The sequence below is a fragment of the Novosphingobium sp. Leaf2 genome (genome assembly GCF_001421325.1).
GTDB lineage: Bacteria > Pseudomonadota > Alphaproteobacteria > Sphingomonadales > Sphingomonadaceae > Novosphingobium.
Genome location: NZ_LMJY01000020.1, coordinates 104,017 through 126,374, shown reverse-complemented (window position 1 = coordinate 126,374; position 22,358 = coordinate 104,017). Strand labels below are relative to the sequence as shown.

The following is a 22,358-nucleotide window of genomic DNA, read 5'->3' as shown; positions in this document are numbered from 1 at the left end:
TCACGGTGCAGCCACGTGCAAAGCCTGCGCGATCAGCTTGCGCGTTTCGGCGATACCATACAGCGCGATGAAGCTGCCCATGCGCGGTCCTTGCGCTGAGCCCAGCAGGGTCTCGTACAGCGCCTTGAACCAGTCCCTTAAGGTCTCAAAGCCGTAAGCCTCGTCCTTACCGATTTCGTAGACGATGTTCTGCAGGGTTTCCGCCGAAGCATCCGCGCCCACCGCCGCCAGTTGCTCGTCAAGCGCCCGCAGCGCCTCCGCCTCGTTCGCGCTGGGTGCCCGGCGCTGCAGTGTGGGGGCGATGAAGTCGCGGTTGGTGGCCAGCGCGGCGCGCACCATTTCGCCCAGTTCGGGATGAGCCTGCGGGTTCGCATCGGCCACGTAGTTGCCAAGGTACGACCATACCTGCTCCGCGCTGGCATCCGCGCCCAGTACGCCCACCAGGTTGAGCAGCAGCGCGAAGGTAACCGGCACGGTATCGCCAGCGCCCGCCCGTTCACCGTTGGTGCGCAACAGGTGCCACACCGGATTGCCCAGCTGCTTGTCAATCGGCTGCCCGGCCAGGTTGGCGCGAAACTGCCAGTATTCGTCCACCGCCTTGGGGATTACGCCGACATGCAGCTGCTTCGCGCTCTTGGGTTCGCGGAACAGATAGAATTCCAGCGATTCCTCGGTGCCGTAGGTCAGCCATTGCTCGATTGTCAGACCGTTGCCCTTGGACTTGGAAATCTTTTCGCCGTTTTCGTCGAGAAAAAGTTCGTAAATCAGCCCCTCGGGGCGGCGACCGCCCAGGATCTGCACGATCTTGCCGGACTGGGTGACGGAATCGGTCAGGTCCTTGCCGCACATTTCGTAGTCGACGCACAGCGCGTACCAGCGCATCGCCCAGTCGACCTTCCACTGCAGCTTCGCCTTGCCGCCGAACACGGACTGTTCGATCGGGGCGCCGTCCGTATCGGTGAAGCGGATCATCCCCGTTGCCGCATCCAGCACCTCGATCGGCACTTGCAGCACCACGCCGGTGGCTGGCGAGATGGGCAGCACCGGTGAATACGTCTTGCGGCGTTCCTCGCGCAGGGTGGGCAGCATCACGCCCATGATCGCGTCATAGTGCCGCAGCACATCGCTGAGCGCGCCATCGAAACCGCCTGCGTTGTAGCGATCGCTGGCTGACACGAATTCATAATCGAACCCGAAACGGTCCAGAAACTGGCGCAGCATTGCATTGTTGTGGTGCGCAAAGCTTTCGTGGGTGCCGAACGGATCGGGAATGCGGCTGAGCGGCTTGCCCAGGTTGGCTTCCAGCAACTGCGCATTGGGCACATTGTCCGGCACCTTGCGCAGCCCATCCATGTCGTCGGAAAAGGCAACCAGCCGAGTCGGCGCGCCGCCGGTCAGCGCTTCGTAAGCGCGACGCACCAGCGTGGTGCGCAGCACTTCCTGAAACGTACCGATATGCGGCAGGCCCGATGGCCCGTACCCGGTTTCGAACAGCACGGGCGCGCCGCCGGGCTTGCCTTGCGGAAACCGCTTAAGCAGCTTCTGGGCTTCCTGGAACGGCCAGGCCTTGGAAACGCGGGCGGCTTCGATCAGGGCGTTTTCGGTCATCGCGCGCTAATTGGCGAAATGGGCGATTTTCGCAAGCGTGGAGTGCGTACGTGCCTGATCCGCCGCACTCCCCAAGTGATCAATCCTCGCGCCACGTCCAGTCATACGTCAGCGGCGCTTCCCGGAAAGCGAAGCGATCGAGGTGGTTGGCGACCACACCTGTCAGCCGCTCCACCCCTTCGCGATCCTCGCCGGTGATGGCAACGGCAATGCCTTCGGAATCGACGGTCATCGTGGTGACCGCGCCCGGAAACGTTACCGTGCCCACATCCCCTTCGAAATGCGTCTCCAACTTGTGGCTCCAGTGCTTGCACAACTGCTGCACGTATTTGCTGCCCGATTGGGTGGGCACTTTGGCGGCGATGGTGGCCATCTGTCAGATCCTTTCGATGGTACGGGTTGCCTCGTCGATCGCATCGGCGATCTTGAGGATAAGTTCGCGGTCGGCGCCCTCGTGGGACAAACGGTCGAACACCGATGTCTTCAGGGCATGGAACGCCCGGCGCACCGGGGCCGGGTCCACCTTTTCGCGCTGCGCTGCAAGTGCGGTCAGTCGTTCCTTCAGTGCGACTGCCTTGTCAGCATCCGCGGCTACTTTGGCACGACCTTCATCGGTAAGCTCGAACGCCTTGCGCGCGCCGCCGTCAGCAGTCGCCGCGATCAAGCCGGCTTCCTCCATGTATGTCAGCGCGGGATAGACCACACCGGGGCTGGGCGCATAATCACCGCCCGAAAGCGCTTCGATCTCGCGGATAAGATCATAGCCGTGGCGAGGGTTTTCCGCGATCAGGGCCAGTAGCAGGGTCTGCAGTTCGGCCTGGTCGAACAGACGCTTGCGCCGTCCACCACCCGGACCACGAGGCCCGCCGCCAAAGCCGCCCGGCCCCCGATGCCAGCCGCCGCGCTCACCGGAAAAATCGCCATCGGCGCCATCACGTCCGCCGCCGAAAGGCCCGCGTCCAATGCCATGCCGACCGCGTCCGCCCAGCATTGCGCGCACGCGCTCAACCCCGTCCACCGCTGCGGCGATCATAGCGTCATGATCCCGGCGGCCATGATGGCAGCCTTTACGTTCGCTGCTGTTTTGAAAATTTCTCATCGTTTGTCCAATATGCTTCATGATGTTTCTAAGATATATCTAGAATAATTTATGACAAGGGCCAAAATGCATGCCGCCGCAATTAAATCAGTGCCGTTTAGACAGGCGGCATTTTCAAAGGACGCCCGCGTCTCTAAGACACAGGTATGCCCGCCCTGCCCCTTCCCGCGCTTCACGCCAGCCATGGCGGATCGTGGGCGCGCGAAGGCGGCACCACCCGGCCGATCTCCAAAGGCGAGGCGGTGATGGCGGCAGCGGACACCCCGCAGCTGATCCTCAACGCCCCCCTGCTGGCCACCCGGCTGGGCTACCCGGACCTGTCGGGACTCGACCTGCTGGAGCTCTACGCCTTCGTGCATCCTGCGCGCTTCGTGGTGCCCACGCCGAAAGGCCTTGCCCACGCGCTGGGTCTTGCCGAGCCGGATGGCGATTCCGATGTGCCGCGCCTTCTGCAGGAAGCCGCCGCCGCCCTGCTGGAGATCTGCGAAAGTGCGCAGTGGCCCGAGCGGGAGGGCGCGTGGACTTCGCTGCAATCGCTGGTGCGGATGCGCTGGCCGTGGTCGTCCCTGCTGACCGCGCGCATTCGCAAGCCGGAACGCGCCGAACGCTGGCTGTTCACCCGCCTGCCCGAGTGGGAGGAAGCGCCCGAACCCGCGCAGCCCCGGCAGATCGTGCTGGATGGCGTGGCGGTGCAAGATCGCCTGGCGCAGCTCACCGGCTCCACGGCGGAGCTGCGCCCCGGCCAGCAGGCGTTTGCAGCCGAAGCCGCGCACGCCTTTGCCCCGCGTGACCGTACGGCACGCCCGCACGTGTTGCTGGCGCAGGCCGGAACCGGCATCGGCAAAACGCTGGGCTATCTGGCCCCCACCTCGTTATGGACCGAGCAGGCCGGCGGCACTGTCTGGGTGTCCACCTACACCAAGGCCCTGCAACGCCAGTTGCGCCAGGAAAGCCGCCGCGCGTGGCCGGAGCGGCGCGCTGACGGATCGCGCCCGGTGGTCGTGCGCAAAGGGCGGGAAAACTATTTGTGCCTGCTCAACCTGGAAGACGCGCTGCAAGGCGGGTTTTCGGGTCGGGCCGCGATCCTGGCGCATCTGGTGGCACGCTGGGCCGCCTATACGCAGGACGGCGACATGATCGGCGGCGACCTGCCGGGCTGGCTGGGCACGTTGTTCCGCCAGCGCGGCGTGGCCGCCCTCACTGACCGGCGCGGCGAATGCGTGTATGCCGGCTGCCCGCATTACCGCAAATGCTTCATCGAGCGCGCCACCCGCGCCAGCGTGGGTGCCGACCTCGTCATAGGCAATCATGCGCTGGTGATGGTCAACGCGGCACGCGGACGCGATCCGGCCTCGCGCCCCACCCGTATCGTCTTCGACGAGGGGCACCATGTGTTCGATGCGGCCGATTCGACCTTCGCCGCCGCGCTTACCGGGGCCGAGACGATCGAACTGCGCCGTTGGGTCATCGGCCCGGAAAAAGCCTCGAAAGGGCGCAGGCGCGGGCTTTCCGCCAGGCTTGCCGACATCGCCAGCTACGATGAAGCAGGCGCCAAGGCGATCACCGCCGCCGTGGCCGCAGCCGAAGCGCTGCCGGGGGACGGCTGGCTCCAGCGCATCGGTGAGAATGCGGCGTCCGGGCCATTGGAAGAGCTGCTGGCAGCGGTAAGGGCCGGCGTGTACGCGCGCGATGAAAGCGGCGGGCAGGACGCGGGTTACGCGCTGGAAACCGAAGCGGCGGGGCTTGATGGCGCTTTCGTCGAAGTGGCGCAGGCCGCGCGCATGGCGCTGGCGGAACTGCGCCAGCCGCTGATCCGGCTCGGCGTGCGGCTGGAGGCCTTGCTGGAAGACCCGCCGGACTGGCTTGACGGGCCGGGCCGCGCGCGCATCGAAGGCGCGCGCCACTCGCTGACATGGCGGGTCGAAACTCTGGGTGCGTGGGAATCGCTGCTTGACCGGATGGGTGGCCCGGCGGACCCGCAATTCGTGGACTGGCTCGCCGTCGACCGCTCCGACGCACGCGAGTATGACATTGGCATCCATCGCCGCTGGCTGGACCCGATGAAGCCGTTCGCCAAAGTGGTGCTGGAGCCCGCGCACGGCGTCATCATGACGTCCGCCACCCTGCGCGACGGGGAGGACTGGCATAAGGCGGTGGTGCGATCGGGCGCACCCGAGATCGACGTGCAGCCGCGCCTGTCGCTGCACGCCAGCCCGTTCGACTATGCCGCCCAGGCCGAAGTGCTGATCGTCACCGATGTGCCCAAGGGCGATATCCCGCTGCTATCGGCAGCTTATGGCCGCCTTATCGAAGCATCGGGCGGCGGCGTGCTGGGCCTGTTCACCGCGATCCGCCGGCTGCGCGCAGTGCATGGGCGCATCGCCGACCGGCTGGCACGCGGCGGCCTGCCTCTTTACGCCCAGCATGTGGACCCGATCGACACCGGCACGCTGGTAGACATCTTCCGCGACGATCCCGCCGCCTCGCTGCTAGGCACCGATGCCCTGCGCGATGGGGTAGACGTGCCTGGACACTCCCTGCGGCTGGTGGTGATGGAGCAGGTGCCCTGGCCGCGCCCCTCGATCCTGCACCGTGCCCGCCGGCTGGCGAACGGCGGCGGCGCCTATGACGATACGATCATCCGCGCCCGGCTGGCGCAGGCCTTCGGGCGGCTGATCCGCAGTCGCGGGGACAAGGGGCATTTCGTCGTGCTGTCGCCCGCGTTCCCCTCCCGCCTGCTGACCGCATTCCCAGACGGCACGCCGATCCGCCGCGTCACGCTGGAGGAGGCTTTACAGCGCGTGTCGGGACATGCTCAAGGGACCGCGGCGGACACGGTCGAAGACTCGCGCCCGCTGTTCTGACCTTTCGTTGTGAGCCGCCAATGAAAACCTTGGGCATATTCCGCCATGCGAAATCGGACTGGACCGATGCGCGCCTGCGCGATTTCGACCGTCCGCTCAATGCGCGCGGCCGCAAAGGCGCGGCTATAATGGGGAAGCACATCGCGGACCATGCGGTGGGTTGGAAGCGCATCCTCGCCTCGCCCGCCGTGCGGGTGACCGAAACCATCGAACTGGCGGGCGAAGCGGCCGGGGAAACCCCGCCCATCACCTGGGATCGGCGCATTTACCTGGCCAGTTCTGCCGCGCTGATCGAACTGCTGCGCGAGCAGAACGCCAACATGCGCTCGATCATGCTGGTCGGCCACAACCCGGGACTGGAAGACTTGATTTTCGATCTGGTGCCGGATGACGGATCGAGCCCGTTGCGCGATGTGGTGGAGGACAAGTTCCCCACCGCGTCCTACGCCGTCGTCCAGCTGGAAATCGATAGCTGGAAGGAGATCAGCGATGGCTGCGGCCAGCTGACCTACCTGAAACGCCCGCGTGATCTTGACGCCGCGCTGGGGCCGACTCTGGACGACTAGCGTCCAGAGGCCGGATCAGAGCAGGGCGTTCGCCGCCCCCCCCTCACCCAGCCAAAATCAGCGCCGGCGCTTCGATCAGTTTCTTGAGATCCTGGGCGAAACTGGCGGCATCCCAGCCGTCCACCACGCGATGATCGCAGCTCATCGAAATGTTCATCAGTTTGCACTTTTCCACCCTCTCCGTACCGCTGGCATCGCGCACGAACATCGGGCGTTCGACGATGCGGTTGGGGCCGATGATCGCCACTTCGGGGCGATTGATGACCGGCGTGGTCGCCACCCCGCCCATCGGGCCGAGCGAGGTCACCGTCAGCGTGGAGCCGGAAAGCTCTGCAGACTTGGCGGAGCCGTCGCGCGCGGCGTTGGCAAGGCGGGTGATCTCTGCGGCAAGCTGCCACAAGTTGTGATCCTGCGCGTTGCGGATCACCGGCACCATCAGCCCAGCCGGCGTCTGCGCGGCAATGCCCAGATGCACCGCGCCGTACCGGGTAACGACGCCCGCTTCGTCATCGTAGTGCGCGTTGAGCATCGGGTATTTGGGCACCAGCTTGCAGATGGCGGCGATCAGGAACGGCAGCATCGTCAGCTTGGGTCGATCACCACGCCCGGCGTTCAACTGCGCCCGGGTCTCCTCCAGCGCGGTGACATCGAACTCCTCCACATAGGCGAAGTGCGGAATATTGCGCTTGGAGGCGGCCATGTTCTCAGCGATGCGACGGCGCAGGCCGATGACGCGGACCTGCTCGTCCACCGCCTTGCGCCCGCTGACGGCGAACCCACCTCCCGCATTGTAGGACAGGAACGCGTCCAGATCGCCATGACGCACCCGGCCATCCTCCGCAGGGCGAACGTCGGCCAGATCGATGCCAAGATCCCTGGCCCGCTGGCGCACCGCAGGGCTGGCAAGAACACGTGCGTGTTCACGCTGGGGCTCTGCCGCTTGCGGCTCGGCTTTCGCCACGGGAGCCGGCTTTTCCGCAGGGCGTGGGGGGCCGTTGGAAACGGCAGCCTCCACACGGTCCACATCGCTCGCGTCCGGGTTCTCCGCCGCGATCCGCTGCTCGACCGGGGCGGCCTTGGGCGCAGGCGCGGCGCCGGGGGACGCCGTGTCGTTGCCGGCGCCTTCGACTTCGATCACGACAAGGGGCGATCCGATGGCGATCACGTCGCCCGCCTCGCCGGCCACTTCGATGACGGTGCCCGAAACCGGGCTTTCCATCTCGACGGTGGCCTTGTCGGTCATCATGTCGGCGACCCGGTCGTCCTCCTTGATCGTATCGCCGACCTTGACGTGCCAGGCGACGATCTCGGCCTCGGCGATGCCTTCGCCGATGTCGGGGAGCGTGAAAGTGTAGCGTCCCATCGCGATCAATCCTTCAACAACCGGTCGACCGCTTCGCCGATGCGGACGGGACCGGGAAAATACGCCCATTCCAGGCTGTGGGGATACGGTGTGTCAAAGCCGGTTACCCGTTCGACGGGGGCTTCGAGATGATAGAAGCAGCGTTCCTGCACCAGCGCGGACAGTTCGGCGCCAAAGCCGGACGTGCGGGTAGCCTCGTGTATCACCAGGCATCTGCCGGTCTTCTCCACCGACTTTTCCACAGTCTCGATGTCAAGCGGGACCAGCGTGCGCAAGTCGATGATCTCGGCATCGACGCCCTTCTCCGCCAGCACGGCTTCGGCCACGTGGATCATCGTGCCGTAGGCCAGCACTGTCATCGCCGATCCTTCGCGCACGATCCGGGCCTTGCCCAGCGGCGTACAGTAATAGCCTTGCGGAACAAGACCGCCGGGCTGCCCCTTCCAGGTGCGCGAAGGCTTGTCGTAATAGCCGTCGAACGGGCCGTTGTAGATGCGCTTGGGCTCGAAGAAGATGACCGGATCGTTGTCCTCGATCGCGGCGATCAGCAGGCCCTTGGCATCGTGAGGCGTTGCGGGAATCACGGTCTTGAGGCCCGCCACATGGGTGAACATGGCCTCCGGGCTCTGGCTGTGCGTCTGCCCGCCGAAGATGCCGCCGCCAAACGGCGAGCGGATGGTGATCGAGGAGGTGAACTCGCCCGCAGAACGATAGCGCATCCGTGCCGCTTCCGAGACCAGCTGGTCCAGCCCCGGATAGATATAGTCGGCGAACTGGATTTCCGGCACCGGGCGCAGGCCATAGGCCGCCATGCCCACCGCCGCGCCGATGATACCGCATTCGTTGATCGGCGAATCGAACACGCGGTTGCGGCCATGCTTCTTCTGCAGGCCAGCTGTGGCCCTGAACACGCCGCCGAAGTAGCCCACGTCCTCGCCCAAAATCACCACGTTCGGGTCGCGGGTCATCATGATGTCGAGCGCGTCGTTGATCGCCTCGATCATGTTCATCGGACGCGCGTCAGCCTCGACCACGGTTGGCAAATCGTTCTCAGGCATCGCCCTAATCCTTCCATTCCGGCCATTTGGTTTGGCGCTCGCGAATGGCCTGCGCGGCCTGTTCCTCCAGGTGCCAGGGCAGTTCCTCGAACACGTCCTCGAACATGGTGTGGAACGGATGGTGCAGGCCGTGGCCGAGGATGCCGTTGGCTTCGGCTTCCTTGGTAGCGACCTTCACTTGGTCGGCCACTTCCAGATCCATCGCCGCATGGCGTTCCTCGGACCATTCGCCAAGCTGGATCAGGTGGTTCTTGAGCCGCGTGATCGGGTCACCCAGCGGCCATTCTGTCGCCTCACGCGCGGAGCGATAGGCATTGGGGTCGTCCGATGTGGAGTGACCTTCTGCCCGGTAGGTGAAGTATTCGATCAAGGTGGGGCCCATGTTGGCACGGGCGCGATCAGCGGCCCACCGCATCGCGGCGTAGACCGCCAGCAGGTCGTTACCGTCCACCCGCAGGCCGGCGATCCCGTAGCCGGTGGCCCGCGCCGCAAAGGTGGTGCGCTCCGCGCCGGCGAAGCCCGAAAAGCTGGAAATCGCCCACTGGTTGTTGACCACGTTGAGGACGACGGGCGCGTTATACACCGCCGCGAAGGTCATCGCGGCATGAAAGTCGCCTTCCGCGCTGGAGCCTTCGCCCACGAAGCTGGTGGCGATGCGCGTATCGCCTTTGATCGCGCTGGCCATCGCCCAGCCCACCGCCTGGGGGAACTGCGTGGCGAGGTTACCGGAGATGCTGAAAAAGCCATAATCGCGCGCCGAATACATTATCGGCAACTGCCGGCCCTTGAGCGGGTCAGCGCGGTTGGAATAGATCTGGTTGACCATCTGCACCAGTGGATAGCCACGCGAAATCAGGATGCCCTGCTGGCGATAGCTGGGGAACACCATGTCGTCGCTGGCCAGCGCCTGCGCGCAGCCGACCGAGATCGCCTCCTCGCCGGTGCATTTCATATAGAAGCTGGTCTTGCCCTGCCGCTGCCCGCGATACATCCGATCGTCGAACGCGCGTGTGAGCGCCATGGACCGCAGCATGCGCCGCAAGGTTTCCGCATCGAGCGCGGGATTCCAGGGCCCTATCGCCCGGTTGTCCTCATCGAGCACGCGGATCATGTCCAGCGTCAGCGGCCAGGTTTCGCTCGCCGGGCATGTCTCATCCGGGCGCGGCGCGCGGCCGGCGGGCGGGATCTCCAGGTGGGAATAATCCACCACATCGCCAGGGCGGTATCGCGGTTCGGGGACATGCAGTTCCAGAGGCGCAAGGTTGGCGCGCCGTGCTCCGCCCGATCCGTCTGCCGCTGCCGTTGGTTCGGCCATTCTCCACTCTCCGCCCAGCTTGCGAAGTGCGGGATATCCACCCCAGACTGCGCAGCAAAATTCTACGTTGCAGTTATATTATTTCAAACATGCGTAATGTCAATCACACCGCGACAGGCGCGGCGATGTGCGATTGCGGTGCATATCCGGTCACTTCAAAATCCTCGATGCGATAGTCGAAGATAGAGGCCGGGCGGCGCGCGATAGTCATATGCGCATCGCCTTGCGGTTCGCGCGACAGCTGTTCTTCCACCAGATCCGCATGGTTGAGGTAGAGATGAACGTCCCCGCCGGTCCACACCGCGTCGCCGGGTTCCAAGTCGCACTGCTGCGCGATCATCCGCGTCAGCAGCGCCAGCGACCACATGTTGAACGCGAAGCCCAGGCCAAGGTCGCAACTGCGCTGATACAGCAAGCAGGACAAGCGCCCGTCGGCGGCATGAAACTGGTAGGTCTTGTGGCACGGCGGCAGCGCCATCGCGTCCAGTTCCGCAACGTTCCAGCCCTCGATGATATGGCGGCGGCTGCCGGGATCGCTGCGCAAGCTTTCGATCACTTGCGCCACCTGGTTGATGCCCGCGCCCTGCCGATACAGCCCATCGCCAACCGGCTCATACGTCGCCCAGTCCACCCACTGCTTGCCATAGACCGGGCCGAGATCGCCCCACGCTTGCGCAAAGGCCGCGTCCGCCACGATGCGTGCCGAAAACGCCTTGCGATCGATCTGGTCGCCGGTTTCCACGCGGTAGCGTTCAAGCGGCCAGTCCGTCCATATCTCCACCCCTTGCGCGCACAAGGGACGGATGTTGGTGCCGCCGGACAGGAACCACAACAGCTCACGCGTCGCGGTTTTCCAATAGACGCGCTTGGTGGTGAGCAGCGGCATCGCGCCGCCCGCCAAGTCGAAGCGGATCGTCGCGCCGAAGATCGAGCGGGTGCCCACGCCGGTGCGATCGCGCCGTTCGTCACCCTGCTCCCAGATCCGCCGCATCAGATCCAGGTATTGCCACTCCCAATGCGGGACAGCGGCGGCAGGCGTGCGAAGCGGGACGGTGGTCATGGACACAGGCTTATCGCGCCCGCCGAACAAGGTGAAGGCCCGATGCGTCCACGATGCCGGCACACGTGCATCATTTTGTCTTGCAGCCCCTTGCCACCCCCCAAGTCGCCCTATATAGGCGCGCTCCTGCCCCGGGCGGTCTTCGGATCGCCCTCCGGTCGGGGAATAGCTCAGCCTGGTAGAGCACTGTCTTCGGGAGGCAGGGGCCGGAGGTTCGAATCCTCTTTCCCCGACCATTTCACTCCTTGCGGGTGTTCAAAACGGCGCGTCGGCAACGATGCGCCGTTTTTGATTCGGGCTCGACTTACATTTGGGCCCACCTCACCCCGATCGCAGTAACTGCACACCCCAGTCGCGCTCGAACAGGTACAGCAGCAACCGCGCCGCTTCCCCGCGCGGGCCGGCAAGGCCGCCGTCACGCTCGATCAGCAAGCGCGCGTCGTCATGCGCCAGCGGCAGGAGCTTGGTGATCTGCTCCAGCGTGGCGATGCGAAACGGGGTATCGCCAGACTGGCGCGTGCCCAGCAGTTCGCCGCCGCCGCGCAGCTTGAGGTCTTCCTCCGCCAGCACGAAGCCATCCTGCGTCTCGCGCATCAGGGCCAGGCGCTGGCGGGCGGTTTCGGAAAGCTGGGCGCCGCGTAGCAGCAGGCATGTGGACTTTTCGGACCCGCGCCCCACCCGTCCGCGTAACTGGTGCAACTGGGCAAGGCCGAAACGCTCCGCTTGCTCGATCACCATCAGCGTGGCGTTGGGCACGTCCACGCCCACCTCGATCACGGTGGTGGCCACCAGCAGACTGGCTTCCCCCCGCGCGAACCGCTCCATCGCCGCGTCCTTGATTTCCGGGCGCAACTGCCCGTGGACCAGCGCCACGGTATCACCGAACCGCGCCTGCAACGCCGCGTAGCGGGATTCGGCGGCGGCAAGATCCTCGGTCTCGCTTTCGTTGACCATCGGGCACACCCAATAGGCCTGCTGCCCCGTGGCGATGTGCCGCGCCAGTGCACCGGCCACATCGTCCATGCGCTCCACCGCGACGACCCGCGTGTCGATCGCCTGCCGGCCGGGCGGCAGTTCGTCCAGCTTCGAGACTTCCATTTCGCCGTATTGCGCCAATGTCAGAGTGCGGGGGATGGGCGTTGCGGTCATCGCCAGCGTATGGGGCACCCGCCGGCCCTTGCGGGTCAGCATCAGGCGCTGGCCCACGCCGAAGCGGTGCTGCTCGTCGATCACCACCAGCGCCAGATTGCGATAGGCCACGCTGTCCTGAAAGATCGCATGGGTGCCTACCACGATCTGGATAGAGCCATCCAGCAGGCCCATCAGGATCGCCTCGCGCGCCCTGCCCTTGTCTCGCCCGGTGAGCAGCGCGATCTCCACCCCGGTGCCCTGCAGCATACGCGAAAGTGTATCAAAGTGCTGACGTGCCAGGATTTCGGTGGGCGCCAGCAGCGCGGCCTGCGCCCCTGCCTCCACCGCAATCAGCATGGCGTTTAGCGCGACCACCGTCTTGCCCGATCCCACATCGCCCTGCAGCAGCCGCAACATCGGCGCGGCCTGCGCCAGGTCACCCTCGATCTCGGCGATGGAGCGCACTTGCGCGCCGGTCAGGGCGAAAGGTAGTCGCAGCCGCCCCCGCAACGCGCCATCGCCCACCAGCGGCGTGCCGCGCTGGGCGCGGTTGCTCTCGCGCACCAGCATCAGCGCCAGCGCATTGGCGAGCAATTCGTCATAGGCCAGCCGGTCCCGCGCAAGGGCGTTCATGCCCCGGTGTGCCTCGCTCAGCGCGGCGCGCCATGCCGGCCACCCGGTCTTGGCGATCAGGCCCGGCTCGATCCATTCGGGCAAGTCTGGCAGGGTCTTGAGCGCTTGTGCAGCCATCGCCCCTACCCGCCCCTGCGTCAGCCCTTCCGACAACGGATAGACCGCCTCGCACTGCTGCCCGATCGGCGCGGCGGAGTCGGGCGACACATGCTCAGGGTGCACGATCTGCAGCATCTGCCCATACTGATCGATCCGCCCGGCTACCCAGCGCAGTTCGCCGATAGGCAGCTGCTTCTTCGCGGCATAGGATGCGCGGCCGAAGTAGGTGAGCGTGCACACGTTGCCAGCTGCGTCCTCCGCCAGCACCCGAAACGGCCCGCGCCCGCTCGGCGCGCGATGCTCGCGCACCGTCAGCGCAACGATGACGTTCTCACCGACGCTGGCCTCGTCCAGATTTGCGAGCACCCGACGCTCCACGAACCGGTCAGGCAAGTGATAGGCGACATCCCTGATCCGCGTCAGCCCCAGCTTTTCGAGCGGCTTGCGCAGCTTGGGGCCGACGCCTTCCAGCGATTCGACGTCGACGAACAGGGGGTTGAGCGTTTCGGGCCGCATGACCGCCGCCTCTTAGCCCGACTGCCGCCCATTTCGCCAGCGAGGCTTGTGTGCAAACTTGCCCAGCACGCCGCTGGCCTGTATCGCCGCGCCCATGACGCAGCTTTCGCCCCGCCTCGCCCGCATCAAGTTTCGCGCCTGGCATCGCGGTACGCGTGAAGCCGATTACATGATCGGCTGCTTCTTCGACCAGTTCCACGCGCAATGGTCCGAGGCCGATATCGCCTTGTTCGAGCAGATGATCGAGGAAGACGACGTGGACATCATGGCCTGGGCGCTGGGCACGCAAACCATCCCCGAGGAATATCGCGGGCCGATGCTGGATCGCATGATGAAGCTGGACTACGTGGACATCCCGCGCTGATCGACGGCTGCGCGGCACGCCATTCGCGCAAGACGATTGAATTTGCCGCGTTTGGCGCATATCGCGCCGTTTATCCCCATGACAGCTGATTTTTCCCGTATCCTCACGGCGACCGCGCCGCTGACCCTCGCTTCGGTGACACGCGGGGCGCAGCCGCTTGTCATGGCCGACCTTGCCCGCGCCGCCGCCGCAAAGGGCCGCGCGGTGTTCGTAGCGGACAACGAGGCGGCGATGAGCGCAGTGGCACAGGCCGCTGCCTTCTTCGCGCCCGAACTCGACGTGATCGAGTTTCCCGCGTGGGACTGCCTGCCGTACGATCGCGCCAGCCCGGCGCTGTCGGTCAGCGCCCGCCGGCTGGCCGCGCTGCACCGCCTGCAGCTGAAGCGGTCCGGCCCGCAACTGCTCGTCACCACGACCAACGCCGTGCTGCAACGGGTGCTTACCCCGTTCCGCATCCGCGAATCGGTGCGCCTGCTCAAGCCGGGGATGGAAGTGGGCCACGAAAGCCTGATCGCGCTGCTGCGCCGGCAGGGCTACCAGCGCAGTGATACAGCGATCGATGCGGGCGAGTTCGCGGTGCGCGGCTCGATTTTCGATATCGTGCCCTCGGGCCTGGAAGGCGGGCTGCGGCTCGATTTCTTCGGCGACGAGCTGGAAACGCTGCGCCTGTTCGATACCGGCACCCAACGGTCCACCGGCACGGTTCCCGACCACTTGCTGCTCCCCGCCAGCGAGGCCTTGCTGGACGACGATACGGTCAAGCGCTTCCGCACCCGGTACCGCGAGATGTTCGGTGCCAACGCCACTGCCGATCCTTTGTATCAGGCGGTGAGTGACGGGCGACGGCTCGCGGGCATGGAGCACTGGCTGCCCTTGTTCGAGGACCGGCTGGTCACCCTGTTCGATCATCTGGGCCATGACGACGTGATCGTGATCGACAGCGCCGCGCTGGGCGGAGCAGAAGAGCGCGCGGCGGACATCGCCGATTATCACAAGGCGCGGCTGGAAACCTCGGGCCAGAAAGCCGGCTCTTACCGCCCGCTGGCGACCGACGCGCTCTATCTGTCCAAGGATGAGTTCGACGGTTTGCTGGCCGCCCACCCGGTGCACCGCGCCGATCCGTTCGCGCAGCCCGAAACCGGCAAGGTCATCGACTTCGGGTTCGGCAACGCGCGAGACTTTGCCCCCGAACGCGCGCGCGGCGACAATGCCTACGAAGCGGCGGCCAAGCACCTGAAGGCGATCGCCAAGTCTGGACGCAAGGCGATCCTGGCGGCCTATTCCACCGGTAGCCGCGCCCGCCTGGCCTCGATCCTGGGCGAAGCCGAAGGGCCGGAGCCGCTCCTTGCCGATACCTGGCAGGAGGCGCTGGGCCTGGCCGTGCAGGGCCGGTCCGCCGCGCTGGTGCTGCCGCTGGAAACCGGCTTTTCCAATGATGCCTTCGAAGTCATCACCGAACAGGACATTCTTGGTGACCGGCTGGTGCGCCGCAAGAAGCGCAAGAAGGATTCCGACGCGTTCCTGGCCGAGCTGGCCGCGCTGACGCCGGGCGACCTGATCGTCCACATGGATCACGGCATCGGCCGGTACGAGGGCCTGCAATCCATTCCGGTCGGCAAGTCCCCGCACGACTGCGTGATGCTTACGTATGCCGGTGGCGACAAGCTCTACATCCCGGTCGAAAACCTCGACGTCCTGTCGCGCTACGGCAGCGAGAGCGAAGGCGCGGTGCTGGACAAGCTGGGCGGGGAAGCCTGGCAGCGTCGCCGCGCGAAGCTGAAGGAACGCATCCGCGAAATCGCCGGCGAACTGATGAAGACCGCGGCCGAACGCGCGCTGCGCGAAGCGCCGGTGATGGTGGCGGACGAATCCGCCTTCAACCAGTTCGTCGATCGCTTTCCCTGGCAGGAAACCGAAGACCAGGAAGCCGCGATCGGCGATACGCTTGAGGACTTGTCGAGCGGGCGGCCGATGGACCGGCTGGTCTGCGGCGACGTGGGATTCGGCAAGACCGAGGTCGCTCTGCGCGCGGCGTTCGTGGCGGCAATGGCCGGGCACCAGGTGGCTGTCGTCGCCCCCACCACCCTGCTTGCGCGCCAGCATTACGCCGGCTTTGCCGAGCGGTTCGGCGGCTTTCCCCTCAACGTCGGGCGGCTGTCGCGTCTGGTCCCTGAAAAGGAAGCCAAGGCGACCCGCGAGGGGCTGGCCGAGGGCACGATGGATGTGGTGTGCGGCACCCATGCGATCCTGTCCAAGTCCGTCAACTTCAAGCGACTGGGGCTCGTCATCGTCGATGAGGAGCAGCGCTTTGGCGTCAACCACAAGGAAAAGCTCAAGCAACTGCGCGCCGACGTGCATGTGCTGACGCTCACCGCAACGCCGATCCCGCGCACGCTGCAGATGGCGATGTCCGGCCTGCGCGAACTGTCCACCATCCAGACCCCGCCGGTCGATCGGCTGGCCGTGCGCACGTACGTGATGGAGTGGGATGACATGGTGATGCGCGAGGCGCTGCTGCGCGAGCATCATCGCGGCGGACAAAGCTTCATCGTCGTGCCCCGCATATCCGACATGCCCGAGGTTGAGGACTGGCTGCGCAAGCACGTGCCCGAAATCAACAGCATCGCCGCGCACGGGCAGATGAGCGCGGGCGAGGTGGAAGAGCGCATGAGCGCCTTCTACGAGGGCAAGTACGAGGTCCTGCTCTCGACCACCATCGTCGAATCCGGCCTCGACATTCCCCGCGCCAACACGATCATCATCCACCGTGCCGACCGGTTCGGGCTGGCCCAGCTGTACCAGCTGCGCGGGCGGGTGGGCCGCTCCAAACTGCGGGCTTACGCCTACCTCACCACCCCTGCCGGGCAGGCGCTGAGCGAAGTATCGGAAAAGCGGCTCAAGGTGCTGGGCGACCTCGATTCGCTGGGCGCAGGCTTCCAGCTGGCCAGCCACGACCTGGACATTCGCGGTGCCGGCAACCTGCTGGGCGACGAGCAGTCCGGCCACATCCGCGAAGTCGGCTTCGAACTGTACCAATCGATGCTGGAGGACGCGATCCTGGCCGCGCGCGCGGGCGGTGTGGGGCTGGAGAAGGACACCACCGGTCTCTCGCCGCAGATTACGGTCGAAGCGCCGATCATGATCCCGGAAGAATACGTGCCCGATCTGGCGGTGCGCATGGCGCTATATCGCCGCCTCAATGATGCCGAAAGCCGGCAGGAAATCGAATCGCTTTCCGCCGAGATGATCGACCGGTTCGGCCCCCTGCCCCAGCCCACCGCCAATCTCGTTCAGCTGATCCAGATCAAGCGGCAGGCGATCGAGGCACATATCGCCAAGATCGACGTGGGGCCGCGCGGCACGCTGGTCAGCTTCCACAATGACAGCTTCCCCAACCCCGAAGGCCTGATCGCCTATACCGAGCGCCTGCAAGGCGCGATCAAGCTGCGGCCGGACAACAAGCTGGTGCTGCAACGCGCCTGGGGCGACCCCAAAAGCCGCCTGAACGGCCTGCTGCAATTGACCAAGGGCTTGAGCGCTGTGGCCCGCAAGGGATGAGCAGCAACGCGCCGGGCTATATCCTGTCGATCACCCGGCTGCGCTTGCGGCGTTGGTGGCTGCTTCCAATGTTTTTCCACAGCGCGGCGGCTATCAACCGCCAGATCGTACAGACCCCCGGCTTCCATAGCGGATACCTCGCTCTGGGACCGAAACTGACGTTCTGGACCGTGTCCGTGTGGCACGGCAACCAGCCCATGCGCGCGTTCCGCAATTCCGGCGCGCACGCGCACGCCATGCGCAAGCTGCCGCAATGGTGCGATGAAGCGGCAATCGCGACCCTCGCAGTGCCGGTCGCAGGCAAGCCCGCCGCAAACACCTTAGGCGCGCTGCTGACACAGCATGGTCGTGTGCTGCGCGTAATCCACCCCTCCGATGCACACCTGCAGGGGCTTTTGTGGCCGGACATGCGTGCACCCCGGATAGGCCAGCAGCTGGCGGCCCGTTCCTGACTGTATTTGCGTCGTGTCAACAGCGCACTTGCGGTGCCAGTACGGTAAAGAGCTAGCGTATCTCTTATTCTCGCACATTCCGGGATCTCAAGTATCCGTGATCTGTGGACTGCATCTTCAGCGCCTAGGCGTCATAGCCAAGACGTGCTTTGAATGCATACGGATCAGCCGACCGATCACAAAGCTTGTCTATCAAGGGTTTCTAAATGTCGATCTCACCCGTTTCGCGTCGCTTCCCATCATTTTCCGCCAAGTATATGGCCTTGTGGGAATCCTATATAAAAAATGGCATCGACGAAACGCTGGACCCGACCGATAAGGAAAATGAATTTCCTACAGCGTGGCATCGTCAACACTATTTCGACGTCGGTTACGATGCGATGCGAATCGTTGTTCAATCCTTATTATGCGCCGGTCGTGATGTACCCCAGCGCATTTTAGACTTCCCCTGTGGTTCTGGCCGAGTGACTCGCCATTTGCGCGCAATGTTTCCGGACGCCCAAATCGGAGGCTGCGATCTCTACGCGAGCCATGTCGATTTTTGCGCCAGCCGATTTGCGACGGTGCCCCTTCTTTCGAAGGAAAACCTTGATCAACTGGATGTCGGAACCTGGGATCTGATTTTCTGCGGTTCTCTGCTGACCCATTTGCCGGAGGCGCTTTTCTGGTCGACGATTGACTTTATCTCTCGATCATTATCGCCCTCCGGGATTGCCGTCGTCACACTGGAAGGCCGCCATGTACTTCATATCCAGGACCATAAATGGAAGCTGATAGAGGATGATCTGTTTGACGTCGCACGTCATCAGTATCATGAAAAAGGCTTCGGCTTTGTGGACTACAACACCGACTTGCGGGCATCGCTGTTCAACGCGCAGGAAAGTTACGGGGTTGCTTTGACGAGCCCGGGCTGGCTGATGAACGGATTATCCAAATTGGACGACATCCGCATCTTGGGTTTTAGCGAGCGAGACTGGGACGATCATCAGGATGTCGTGGTGTTCGGCAAACCTGGCGTCAACGCTTGATCTGGCATGCTTCGGTTCTCTTGCTGTAGCGCTAACACACGGTGCGGGGCTCGTCCTGTCCACGCGCACCATCACATGCCGGAAACCGTGCCCCTAGGCGCGCTTCTCGTAAAGCGGATCGTCCTGCGCGCGCGCGAGTTTGGCGAACATCGCCGCGCTCATCGGCTGGGCGCGCAGAAATCCCTGAAAATATGCGCACCCTTCGCGCGCAACGACGAGGCGCTGCGCCTCCTCCTCGATACCCTCGGCAATCACTTCCAGATCGAGCGCCCTGGCCATCGCCACGATCGCGCGCAGCACGGCCACGTCGCGCCGGTCAGCCGTGATCCCGTCGATCATCGAGCGATCGAGTTTGAGGTAGTGGATCGGTAGCACTTTCAGGTACCGGAAGTTGCAGAAGCCCGCGCCGAAATCGTCGAGCGCGATGCGGATGCCTTGCGCGGAAAATTCCGCCATCGTCTGTGCGGCAAGCTCGATGTCGCCGATCAGCGCCTGCTCGGTGATCTCCAACGTCAGCCGGCGCGGCGGAAAGCCGCTCTCGCGCACCAGATTCAGCATCTGGCGCGTATAACTACCGAATGCGAGGTCGGCTGCGGTCACGTTGATGGAAAGGCGCAGCGTTCCCGGCCATGCCTTGGCAACCGCCATCGCCTTTTGCGCGATGTGGCGCGATAGCGGTCCCACATGATCAGCCCGTTCGGCAATGGCGAACAGCGCGCCTGCACCAATGCGGCCGAGCTGTGGGTGGTTCCAGCGCGCGAGCGCCTCCGCACCGGTCAGATCATCGTCCGGCAGGTTGAATTGCGGCTGGAACAACACCTCGATCTCGTCCCGGTCGATCGCGCCGAGCAAGTCTGCTTCCAGTTGCTGCGCCGAGCGGCCTGGCGGGGTAATCTCGCCATCGGCCCAGGCCAGGCGCGCGCCGTGCTGGTCGTGCGCGTCGCCCAGAGCATGGCCCAACCGATCGAGCATGGACTCCACGGTTTCTTCGCCCAGCCCGCGGATCAGTGCGACCCGTGGCGACAAGCGCAGGATGCCCGAGGGCACCGGGATGGGCCGCGCGATCATGTCGGCAAGCTGGTCGGCGAACAACTGCCAGCGCTCGCGGCTGCACGCCTCGTTGGCGACCAGCAGGAAACTACCGCCCCCGGCGCGTGCCAGCATCCACGGACCATCAAGTTCTTCTTCGGCGAACTGGCCGATACGCGCGGCCACTTCCTCCAGCGCGCCATCGCCCGCAGCCGCACCATAGGCCATGTTAATGGCATCCAGGCGGCGCAAGCTGAGCAGCATGGCATGGACATGCGCCAGATGCGGCATCAGCACGGGATCCTCACGCCAGGCTGCAATGCGATCATGGACCGCATCAAGCCCGGGGATGCCGGTCAGCCGGTAGGCGATGCCCTTGGAATGCATTCGGACCGTTTTGTGAGGTTTGGCGCCCATCGCGTGGGCATAGCGTAAAGCCCTTGCAAAACCCCTCAAAATTCGCGAGCCCCGGTCCCGTAATGGGATAGAACACGCGTGTTTTTTGGAGAGCCGATGACGACGGACACGAATTTATCCCAGGCCAGCCTGGCACTGATCGTGTCGGACAGCGCCAAAGCGCAGGCGGGCGCGCAGGCCTTGCGCGAATCCCATCCGTGGGTTCCCGCAGCGGACGCGGATGTGCTGGTGGTGCTGGGCGGCGACGGGTTTCTGCTTCACGTGCTGCATGACATGCTGGACTGGGACCAGCTGAAGCCTGTGTTCGGAATGAATCTTGGCACTGTGGGGTTCATGATGAACGGCCCCGCCAGCCCGGCGCCGATCGCCCAGCGCATCGCCGAAGCCCATCAGGTTCCGGTCCGCCCGCTGCGTATGCAAGCCGTGACGCGGTCCGGAACGGCCCACACGTATCACGCCATCAACGAAGTCTCGCTCCTGCGCGAAACACGCCAAAGCGCCAAAGTGGAAGTGCGCATCAATGGCCGCGTCCGCATGGACGAACTTGCGGGGGACGGCATCCTGGTGGCAACGCCGGTAGGCTCAACCGCCTACAACCTGTCCGCCCACGGCCCGATCCTCCCGCTGGGCAGCCGGATGCTGGCGATGACCCCGCTCAACCCGTTCCGCCCGCGCCGGTGGAAAGGCGCCATCCTGCCGGAAAGCGCCGAGGTGGAGTTTCGCATCCTCGAACCGGACAAGCGCCCGGTCGCCGCCGTGGCCGACCACAAGGAAGTGCGCGATGTCGCCGTCGTACGCATTTCCGCCAGCGCCGAAAAGGAGCTGACGTTGCTGTTCGACCCCGGCTTTACGCTGGAGGAGCGGATCTTCGCCGAACAATTCCAGGTTTGAGCGACGCGCAAAAAAATCGATGCCATTTTTGCCATGTCGGGGTTGCCAACTTCGACCACGCTGTTATAGGCGCACCCCTGCCCGGCGGTGGAGACACCGACAGGCCGCTCCCCGATAGCTCAGCGGTAGAGCATTCGACTGTTAATCGAATGGCCGTAGGTTCGAATCCTACTCGGGGAGCCAACAATTTCTCATAAAGTGTTGGTTTGTAACGGAAATCTGGCTCAGCCCATTTCCCGTTCCCACAAAAGTGCACCACTTATGAAAAGGCCCCCGCAGCTAGCGAGGGCCATCGTTTAGTCGTTCGGGTATCCGTCACGCCGCCAGCCGGGCAAAATCCTCGGCAACGATCGTCATGCAATCCGCAATCATCGCGCTGTCGTTGTAGATTTCCTCGGCGGTGATCAGCAGGCTCTTGAACGTCGCCGCGACGATGCTTGGTGACGGGGTTGCCACCAGATCGCGCAGCGCCTTCCAGTAGGGCGCGATATAGGCTTGGTTGTGCGCCTCCCGCGCAACGGCAAGGTCTGCATCCATCCGGGTTACTTCTTCACTGGCGCCCGGATGGTGCCGCCACCCTTTCCCGAATTGCCCCTCAAGCTCAAATCGGTGCATCAGGGAGGCGTTATGCGCTTTGTTATGCGCGCCGTACTCGTCATCCGCCTGCATTAGAGAGTAGGCACGGAGGTAATTCGCAACGGCTGCGTCCCACTTGGCGTCAACGCCCATCGTGGACGCTGCCTGCGCCGTCAGGGCGAGGTTGTAGGTCGTCTGGGATATAGCTGACATCACGCCCTCCCCGCCATTTCTGCGTAAGCGCGGCCATTGAATTGCAGGACGCTCCCAGCGTCGAAAAAAGCCTTCTCGGCAAGCGCCTTGCGTAGATCAGCCTGATAATCTGGCAGCATGCTTTCCGACAGCCGCGCCTTGAGGAGCGCCTCCCCGCCTCCGCCGCCGTTTTCAATACGCTCCTCGTGGAATGTGATCATGCGCTGGGCATGGCGGACCTTGCGCTCAACCTCGACAGCGTAGGGAAATTTGACGATTTCGCCCATCACACAACCTCCATGCCGACCCGCGCCGTGCGCTCCCGACGCTCTTTGTCGCGGAACTTGCTTTCAGCCCAGCCCAAGGCGAACAAAGTGTTCCAAGCGTTGATGTGCGCGGGGTTGCTGCTGTCGAAAGGCACAACATCAGGAGCGTATCCGCTCTTGGCAGCACGCGCACGAATGGGTATGACGTTTCCAGCCATGATTTGTCTCCACTAAGACGGTTGAGGTCAGGGCCGGGAGTGAGGGTGCAACCTC

At 64.5% G+C, this 22,358-nt stretch carries 19 protein-coding genes and 2 tRNA genes; 9 read left to right on the top strand and 12 right to left on the bottom strand.

Features of this window, described 5'->3' with window-relative positions:
* From ASE49_RS16000 to ASE49_RS17930, 3 genes are all read right to left on the bottom strand, one after another.
* The gene (locus ASE49_RS16000) at positions 1–1,608 is read right to left on the bottom strand and encodes a lysine--tRNA ligase (protein WP_056774786.1); all 1,608 of its coding nucleotides are present in this window, start codon (positions 1,606–1,608) and stop codon (positions 1–3) included.
* A gap of 79 nt (positions 1,609–1,687) precedes the next feature.
* The gene (locus ASE49_RS15995; protein WP_056774784.1) at positions 1,688–1,981 is read right to left on the bottom strand and encodes a DUF2218 domain-containing protein; all 294 of its coding nucleotides are present in this window, start codon (positions 1,979–1,981) and stop codon (positions 1,688–1,690) included.
* Between the two features lie 3 nt (positions 1,982–1,984).
* Positions 1,985–2,641, bottom strand: a complete 657-nt coding sequence (locus ASE49_RS17930) for a PadR family transcriptional regulator (RefSeq protein WP_235523019.1) — start codon at positions 2,639–2,641, stop codon at positions 1,985–1,987.
* 212 nt (positions 2,642–2,853) lie between these two features.
* On the opposite strand from ASE49_RS17930, the gene ASE49_RS15985 reads away from it, so the two are divergent.
* Both ASE49_RS15985 and ASE49_RS15980 read left to right on the top strand, forming a co-directional pair.
* The gene (locus tag ASE49_RS15985) at positions 2,854–5,571 is read left to right on the top strand and encodes an ATP-dependent DNA helicase (protein WP_056774781.1); all 2,718 of its coding nucleotides are present in this window, start codon (positions 2,854–2,856) and stop codon (positions 5,569–5,571) included.
* Between the two features lie 20 nt (positions 5,572–5,591).
* Entirely contained in the window at positions 5,592–6,137 is a 546-nt protein-coding gene (locus ASE49_RS15980; RefSeq protein ID WP_056774778.1) for a SixA phosphatase family protein, read from the top strand.
* A gap of 43 nt (positions 6,138–6,180) precedes the next feature.
* On the opposite strand, the gene ASE49_RS15975 is transcribed toward ASE49_RS15980, so the two are convergent.
* The 4 genes from ASE49_RS15975 to thyA all read right to left on the bottom strand — a co-directional run bounded on the left by ASE49_RS15975 (position 6,181) and on the right by thyA (position 10,933).
* The gene (locus tag ASE49_RS15975) at positions 6,181–7,500 is read right to left on the bottom strand and encodes a dihydrolipoamide acetyltransferase family protein (protein WP_056774776.1); all 1,320 of its coding nucleotides are present in this window, start codon (positions 7,498–7,500) and stop codon (positions 6,181–6,183) included.
* A gap of 5 nt (positions 7,501–7,505) precedes the next feature.
* On the bottom strand, positions 7,506–8,510 hold the full coding sequence (locus ASE49_RS15970; protein ID WP_056774956.1) for an alpha-ketoacid dehydrogenase subunit beta: 1,005 nt from the start codon (positions 8,508–8,510) through the stop codon (positions 7,506–7,508).
* Between the two features lie 52 nt (positions 8,511–8,562).
* Positions 8,563–9,873, bottom strand: a complete 1,311-nt coding sequence (locus tag ASE49_RS15965; RefSeq protein WP_056774772.1) for a 3-methyl-2-oxobutanoate dehydrogenase (2-methylpropanoyl-transferring) subunit alpha — start codon at positions 9,871–9,873, stop codon at positions 8,563–8,565.
* 103 nt (positions 9,874–9,976) lie between these two features.
* Complete coding sequence (thyA, locus tag ASE49_RS15960; RefSeq protein WP_056774954.1) at positions 9,977–10,933, bottom strand: thymidylate synthase; 957 nt, start codon at positions 10,931–10,933, stop codon at positions 9,977–9,979.
* 159 nt (positions 10,934–11,092) lie between these two features.
* On the opposite strand from thyA, the gene ASE49_RS15955 reads away from it, so the two are divergent.
* Positions 11,093–11,169, top strand: a tRNA-Pro gene (locus ASE49_RS15955).
* 85 nt (positions 11,170–11,254) lie between these two features.
* On the opposite strand, the gene recG is transcribed toward ASE49_RS15955, so the two are convergent.
* Positions 11,255–13,312, bottom strand: a complete 2,058-nt coding sequence (recG, locus tag ASE49_RS15950; protein ID WP_056774771.1) for an ATP-dependent DNA helicase RecG — start codon at positions 13,310–13,312, stop codon at positions 11,255–11,257.
* A 94-nt stretch (positions 13,313–13,406) separates the two neighbouring features.
* On the opposite strand from recG, the gene ASE49_RS15945 reads away from it, so the two are divergent.
* The 4 genes from ASE49_RS15945 (at position 13,407) to ASE49_RS15930 (ending at position 18,714) form a co-directional block, all read left to right on the top strand.
* Positions 13,407–13,676 (top strand): FAD assembly factor SdhE, encoded by a 270-nt coding sequence (locus tag ASE49_RS15945; protein WP_056774952.1) that lies wholly within the window; start codon positions 13,407–13,409, stop codon positions 13,674–13,676.
* A 78-nt stretch (positions 13,677–13,754) separates the two neighbouring features.
* Entirely contained in the window at positions 13,755–17,234 is a 3,480-nt protein-coding gene (gene mfd, locus ASE49_RS15940) for a transcription-repair coupling factor (RefSeq protein ID WP_056774949.1), read from the top strand.
* Positions 17,231–17,686 (top strand): hypothetical protein, encoded by a 456-nt coding sequence (locus ASE49_RS15935; RefSeq protein ID WP_056774766.1) that lies wholly within the window; start codon positions 17,231–17,233, stop codon positions 17,684–17,686. Before mfd ends, ASE49_RS15935 begins: the two co-directional genes overlap by 4 nt.
* Before the next feature lie 206 nt (positions 17,687–17,892).
* Positions 17,893–18,714, top strand: coding sequence for a class I SAM-dependent methyltransferase (locus ASE49_RS15930; RefSeq protein ID WP_082456519.1), 822 nt, complete (start codon positions 17,893–17,895; stop codon positions 18,712–18,714).
* A gap of 93 nt (positions 18,715–18,807) precedes the next feature.
* Here ASE49_RS15930 and ASE49_RS15925 read toward each other — a convergent pair whose 3' ends face one another.
* Positions 18,808–20,130 carry an EAL domain-containing protein gene (locus tag ASE49_RS15925; RefSeq protein WP_235523018.1) on the bottom strand — a complete coding sequence of 441 codons (1,323 nt, stop codon included), beginning with the start codon at positions 20,128–20,130 and terminating at the stop codon, positions 18,808–18,810.
* Positions 20,131–20,256: 126 nt separating this feature from the next.
* Between ASE49_RS15925 and ASE49_RS15920 the strand changes: the two genes are divergently transcribed.
* Both ASE49_RS15920 and ASE49_RS15915 read left to right on the top strand, forming a co-directional pair.
* The gene (locus ASE49_RS15920) at positions 20,257–21,051 is read left to right on the top strand and encodes an NAD kinase (RefSeq protein ID WP_056774760.1); all 795 of its coding nucleotides are present in this window, start codon (positions 20,257–20,259) and stop codon (positions 21,049–21,051) included.
* A gap of 108 nt (positions 21,052–21,159) precedes the next feature.
* A tRNA-Asn gene (locus tag ASE49_RS15915) sits at positions 21,160–21,234 on the top strand.
* 132 nt (positions 21,235–21,366) lie between these two features.
* Here the strand turns inward: ASE49_RS15915 and ASE49_RS15910 are convergent.
* The 3 genes from ASE49_RS15910 to ASE49_RS18390 are packed head-to-tail and all read right to left on the bottom strand — an operon-like array spanning position 21,367 to position 22,303.
* Positions 21,367–21,840 carry a hypothetical protein gene (locus tag ASE49_RS15910; RefSeq protein WP_056774756.1) on the bottom strand — a complete coding sequence of 158 codons (474 nt, stop codon included), beginning with the start codon at positions 21,838–21,840 and terminating at the stop codon, positions 21,367–21,369.
* Complete coding sequence (locus ASE49_RS15905) at positions 21,840–22,106, bottom strand: hypothetical protein (RefSeq protein WP_056774755.1); 267 nt, start codon at positions 22,104–22,106, stop codon at positions 21,840–21,842. Before ASE49_RS15905 ends, ASE49_RS15910 begins: the two co-directional genes overlap by 1 nt.
* Entirely contained in the window at positions 22,106–22,303 is a 198-nt protein-coding gene (locus tag ASE49_RS18390) for a hypothetical protein (protein ID WP_156370359.1), read from the bottom strand. The genes ASE49_RS15905 and ASE49_RS18390 overlap by 1 nt, the downstream gene beginning before the upstream one ends.
* Between the last annotated feature and the right edge of the window lie 55 nt (positions 22,304–22,358).

Excerpts from the sequence above, each read along its gene's own strand:
- ASE49_RS16000 (WP_056774786.1), bottom strand. The coding sequence starts at position 1,608 with ATGACCGAAAACGCCCTGATCGAAGCCGCCCGCGTTTCCAAGGCCTGG.
- ASE49_RS15995 (WP_056774784.1), bottom strand. The coding sequence starts at position 1,981 with ATGGCCACCATCGCCGCCAAAGTGCCCACCCAATCGGGCAGCAAATAC.
- ASE49_RS17930 (WP_235523019.1), bottom strand. The coding sequence starts at position 2,641 with ATGATCGCCGCAGCGGTGGACGGGGTTGAGCGCGTGCGCGCAATGCTG.
- ASE49_RS15985 (WP_056774781.1), top strand. The coding sequence starts at position 2,854 with ATGCCCGCCCTGCCCCTTCCCGCGCTTCACGCCAGCCATGGCGGATCG.
- ASE49_RS15980 (WP_056774778.1), top strand. The coding sequence starts at position 5,592 with ATGAAAACCTTGGGCATATTCCGCCATGCGAAATCGGACTGGACCGAT.
- ASE49_RS15975 (WP_056774776.1), bottom strand. The coding sequence starts at position 7,500 with ATGGGACGCTACACTTTCACGCTCCCCGACATCGGCGAAGGCATCGCC.
- ASE49_RS15970 (WP_056774956.1), bottom strand. The coding sequence starts at position 8,510 with ATGAACATGATCGAGGCGATCAACGACGCGCTCGACATCATGATGACC.
- ASE49_RS15965 (WP_056774772.1), bottom strand. The coding sequence starts at position 9,873 with ATGGCCGAACCAACGGCAGCGGCAGACGGATCGGGCGGAGCACGGCGC.
- thyA (WP_056774954.1), bottom strand. The coding sequence starts at position 10,933 with ATGACCACCGTCCCGCTTCGCACGCCTGCCGCCGCTGTCCCGCATTGG.
- recG (WP_056774771.1), bottom strand. The coding sequence starts at position 13,312 with ATGCGGCCCGAAACGCTCAACCCCCTGTTCGTCGACGTCGAATCGCTG.
- ASE49_RS15945 (WP_056774952.1), top strand. The coding sequence starts at position 13,407 with ATGACGCAGCTTTCGCCCCGCCTCGCCCGCATCAAGTTTCGCGCCTGG.
- mfd (WP_056774949.1), top strand. The coding sequence starts at position 13,755 with ATGACAGCTGATTTTTCCCGTATCCTCACGGCGACCGCGCCGCTGACC.
- ASE49_RS15935 (WP_056774766.1), top strand. The coding sequence starts at position 17,231 with ATGAGCAGCAACGCGCCGGGCTATATCCTGTCGATCACCCGGCTGCGC.
- ASE49_RS15930 (WP_082456519.1), top strand. The coding sequence starts at position 17,893 with ATGTCGATCTCACCCGTTTCGCGTCGCTTCCCATCATTTTCCGCCAAG.
- ASE49_RS15925 (WP_235523018.1), bottom strand. The coding sequence starts at position 20,130 with ATGCATTCCAAGGGCATCGCCTACCGGCTGACCGGCATCCCCGGGCTT.
- ASE49_RS15920 (WP_056774760.1), top strand. The coding sequence starts at position 20,257 with ATGACGACGGACACGAATTTATCCCAGGCCAGCCTGGCACTGATCGTG.
- ASE49_RS15910 (WP_056774756.1), bottom strand. The coding sequence starts at position 21,840 with ATGTCAGCTATATCCCAGACGACCTACAACCTCGCCCTGACGGCGCAG.
- ASE49_RS15905 (WP_056774755.1), bottom strand. The coding sequence starts at position 22,106 with ATGGGCGAAATCGTCAAATTTCCCTACGCTGTCGAGGTTGAGCGCAAG.
- ASE49_RS18390 (WP_156370359.1), bottom strand. The coding sequence starts at position 22,303 with ATGGCTGGAAACGTCATACCCATTCGTGCGCGTGCTGCCAAGAGCGGA.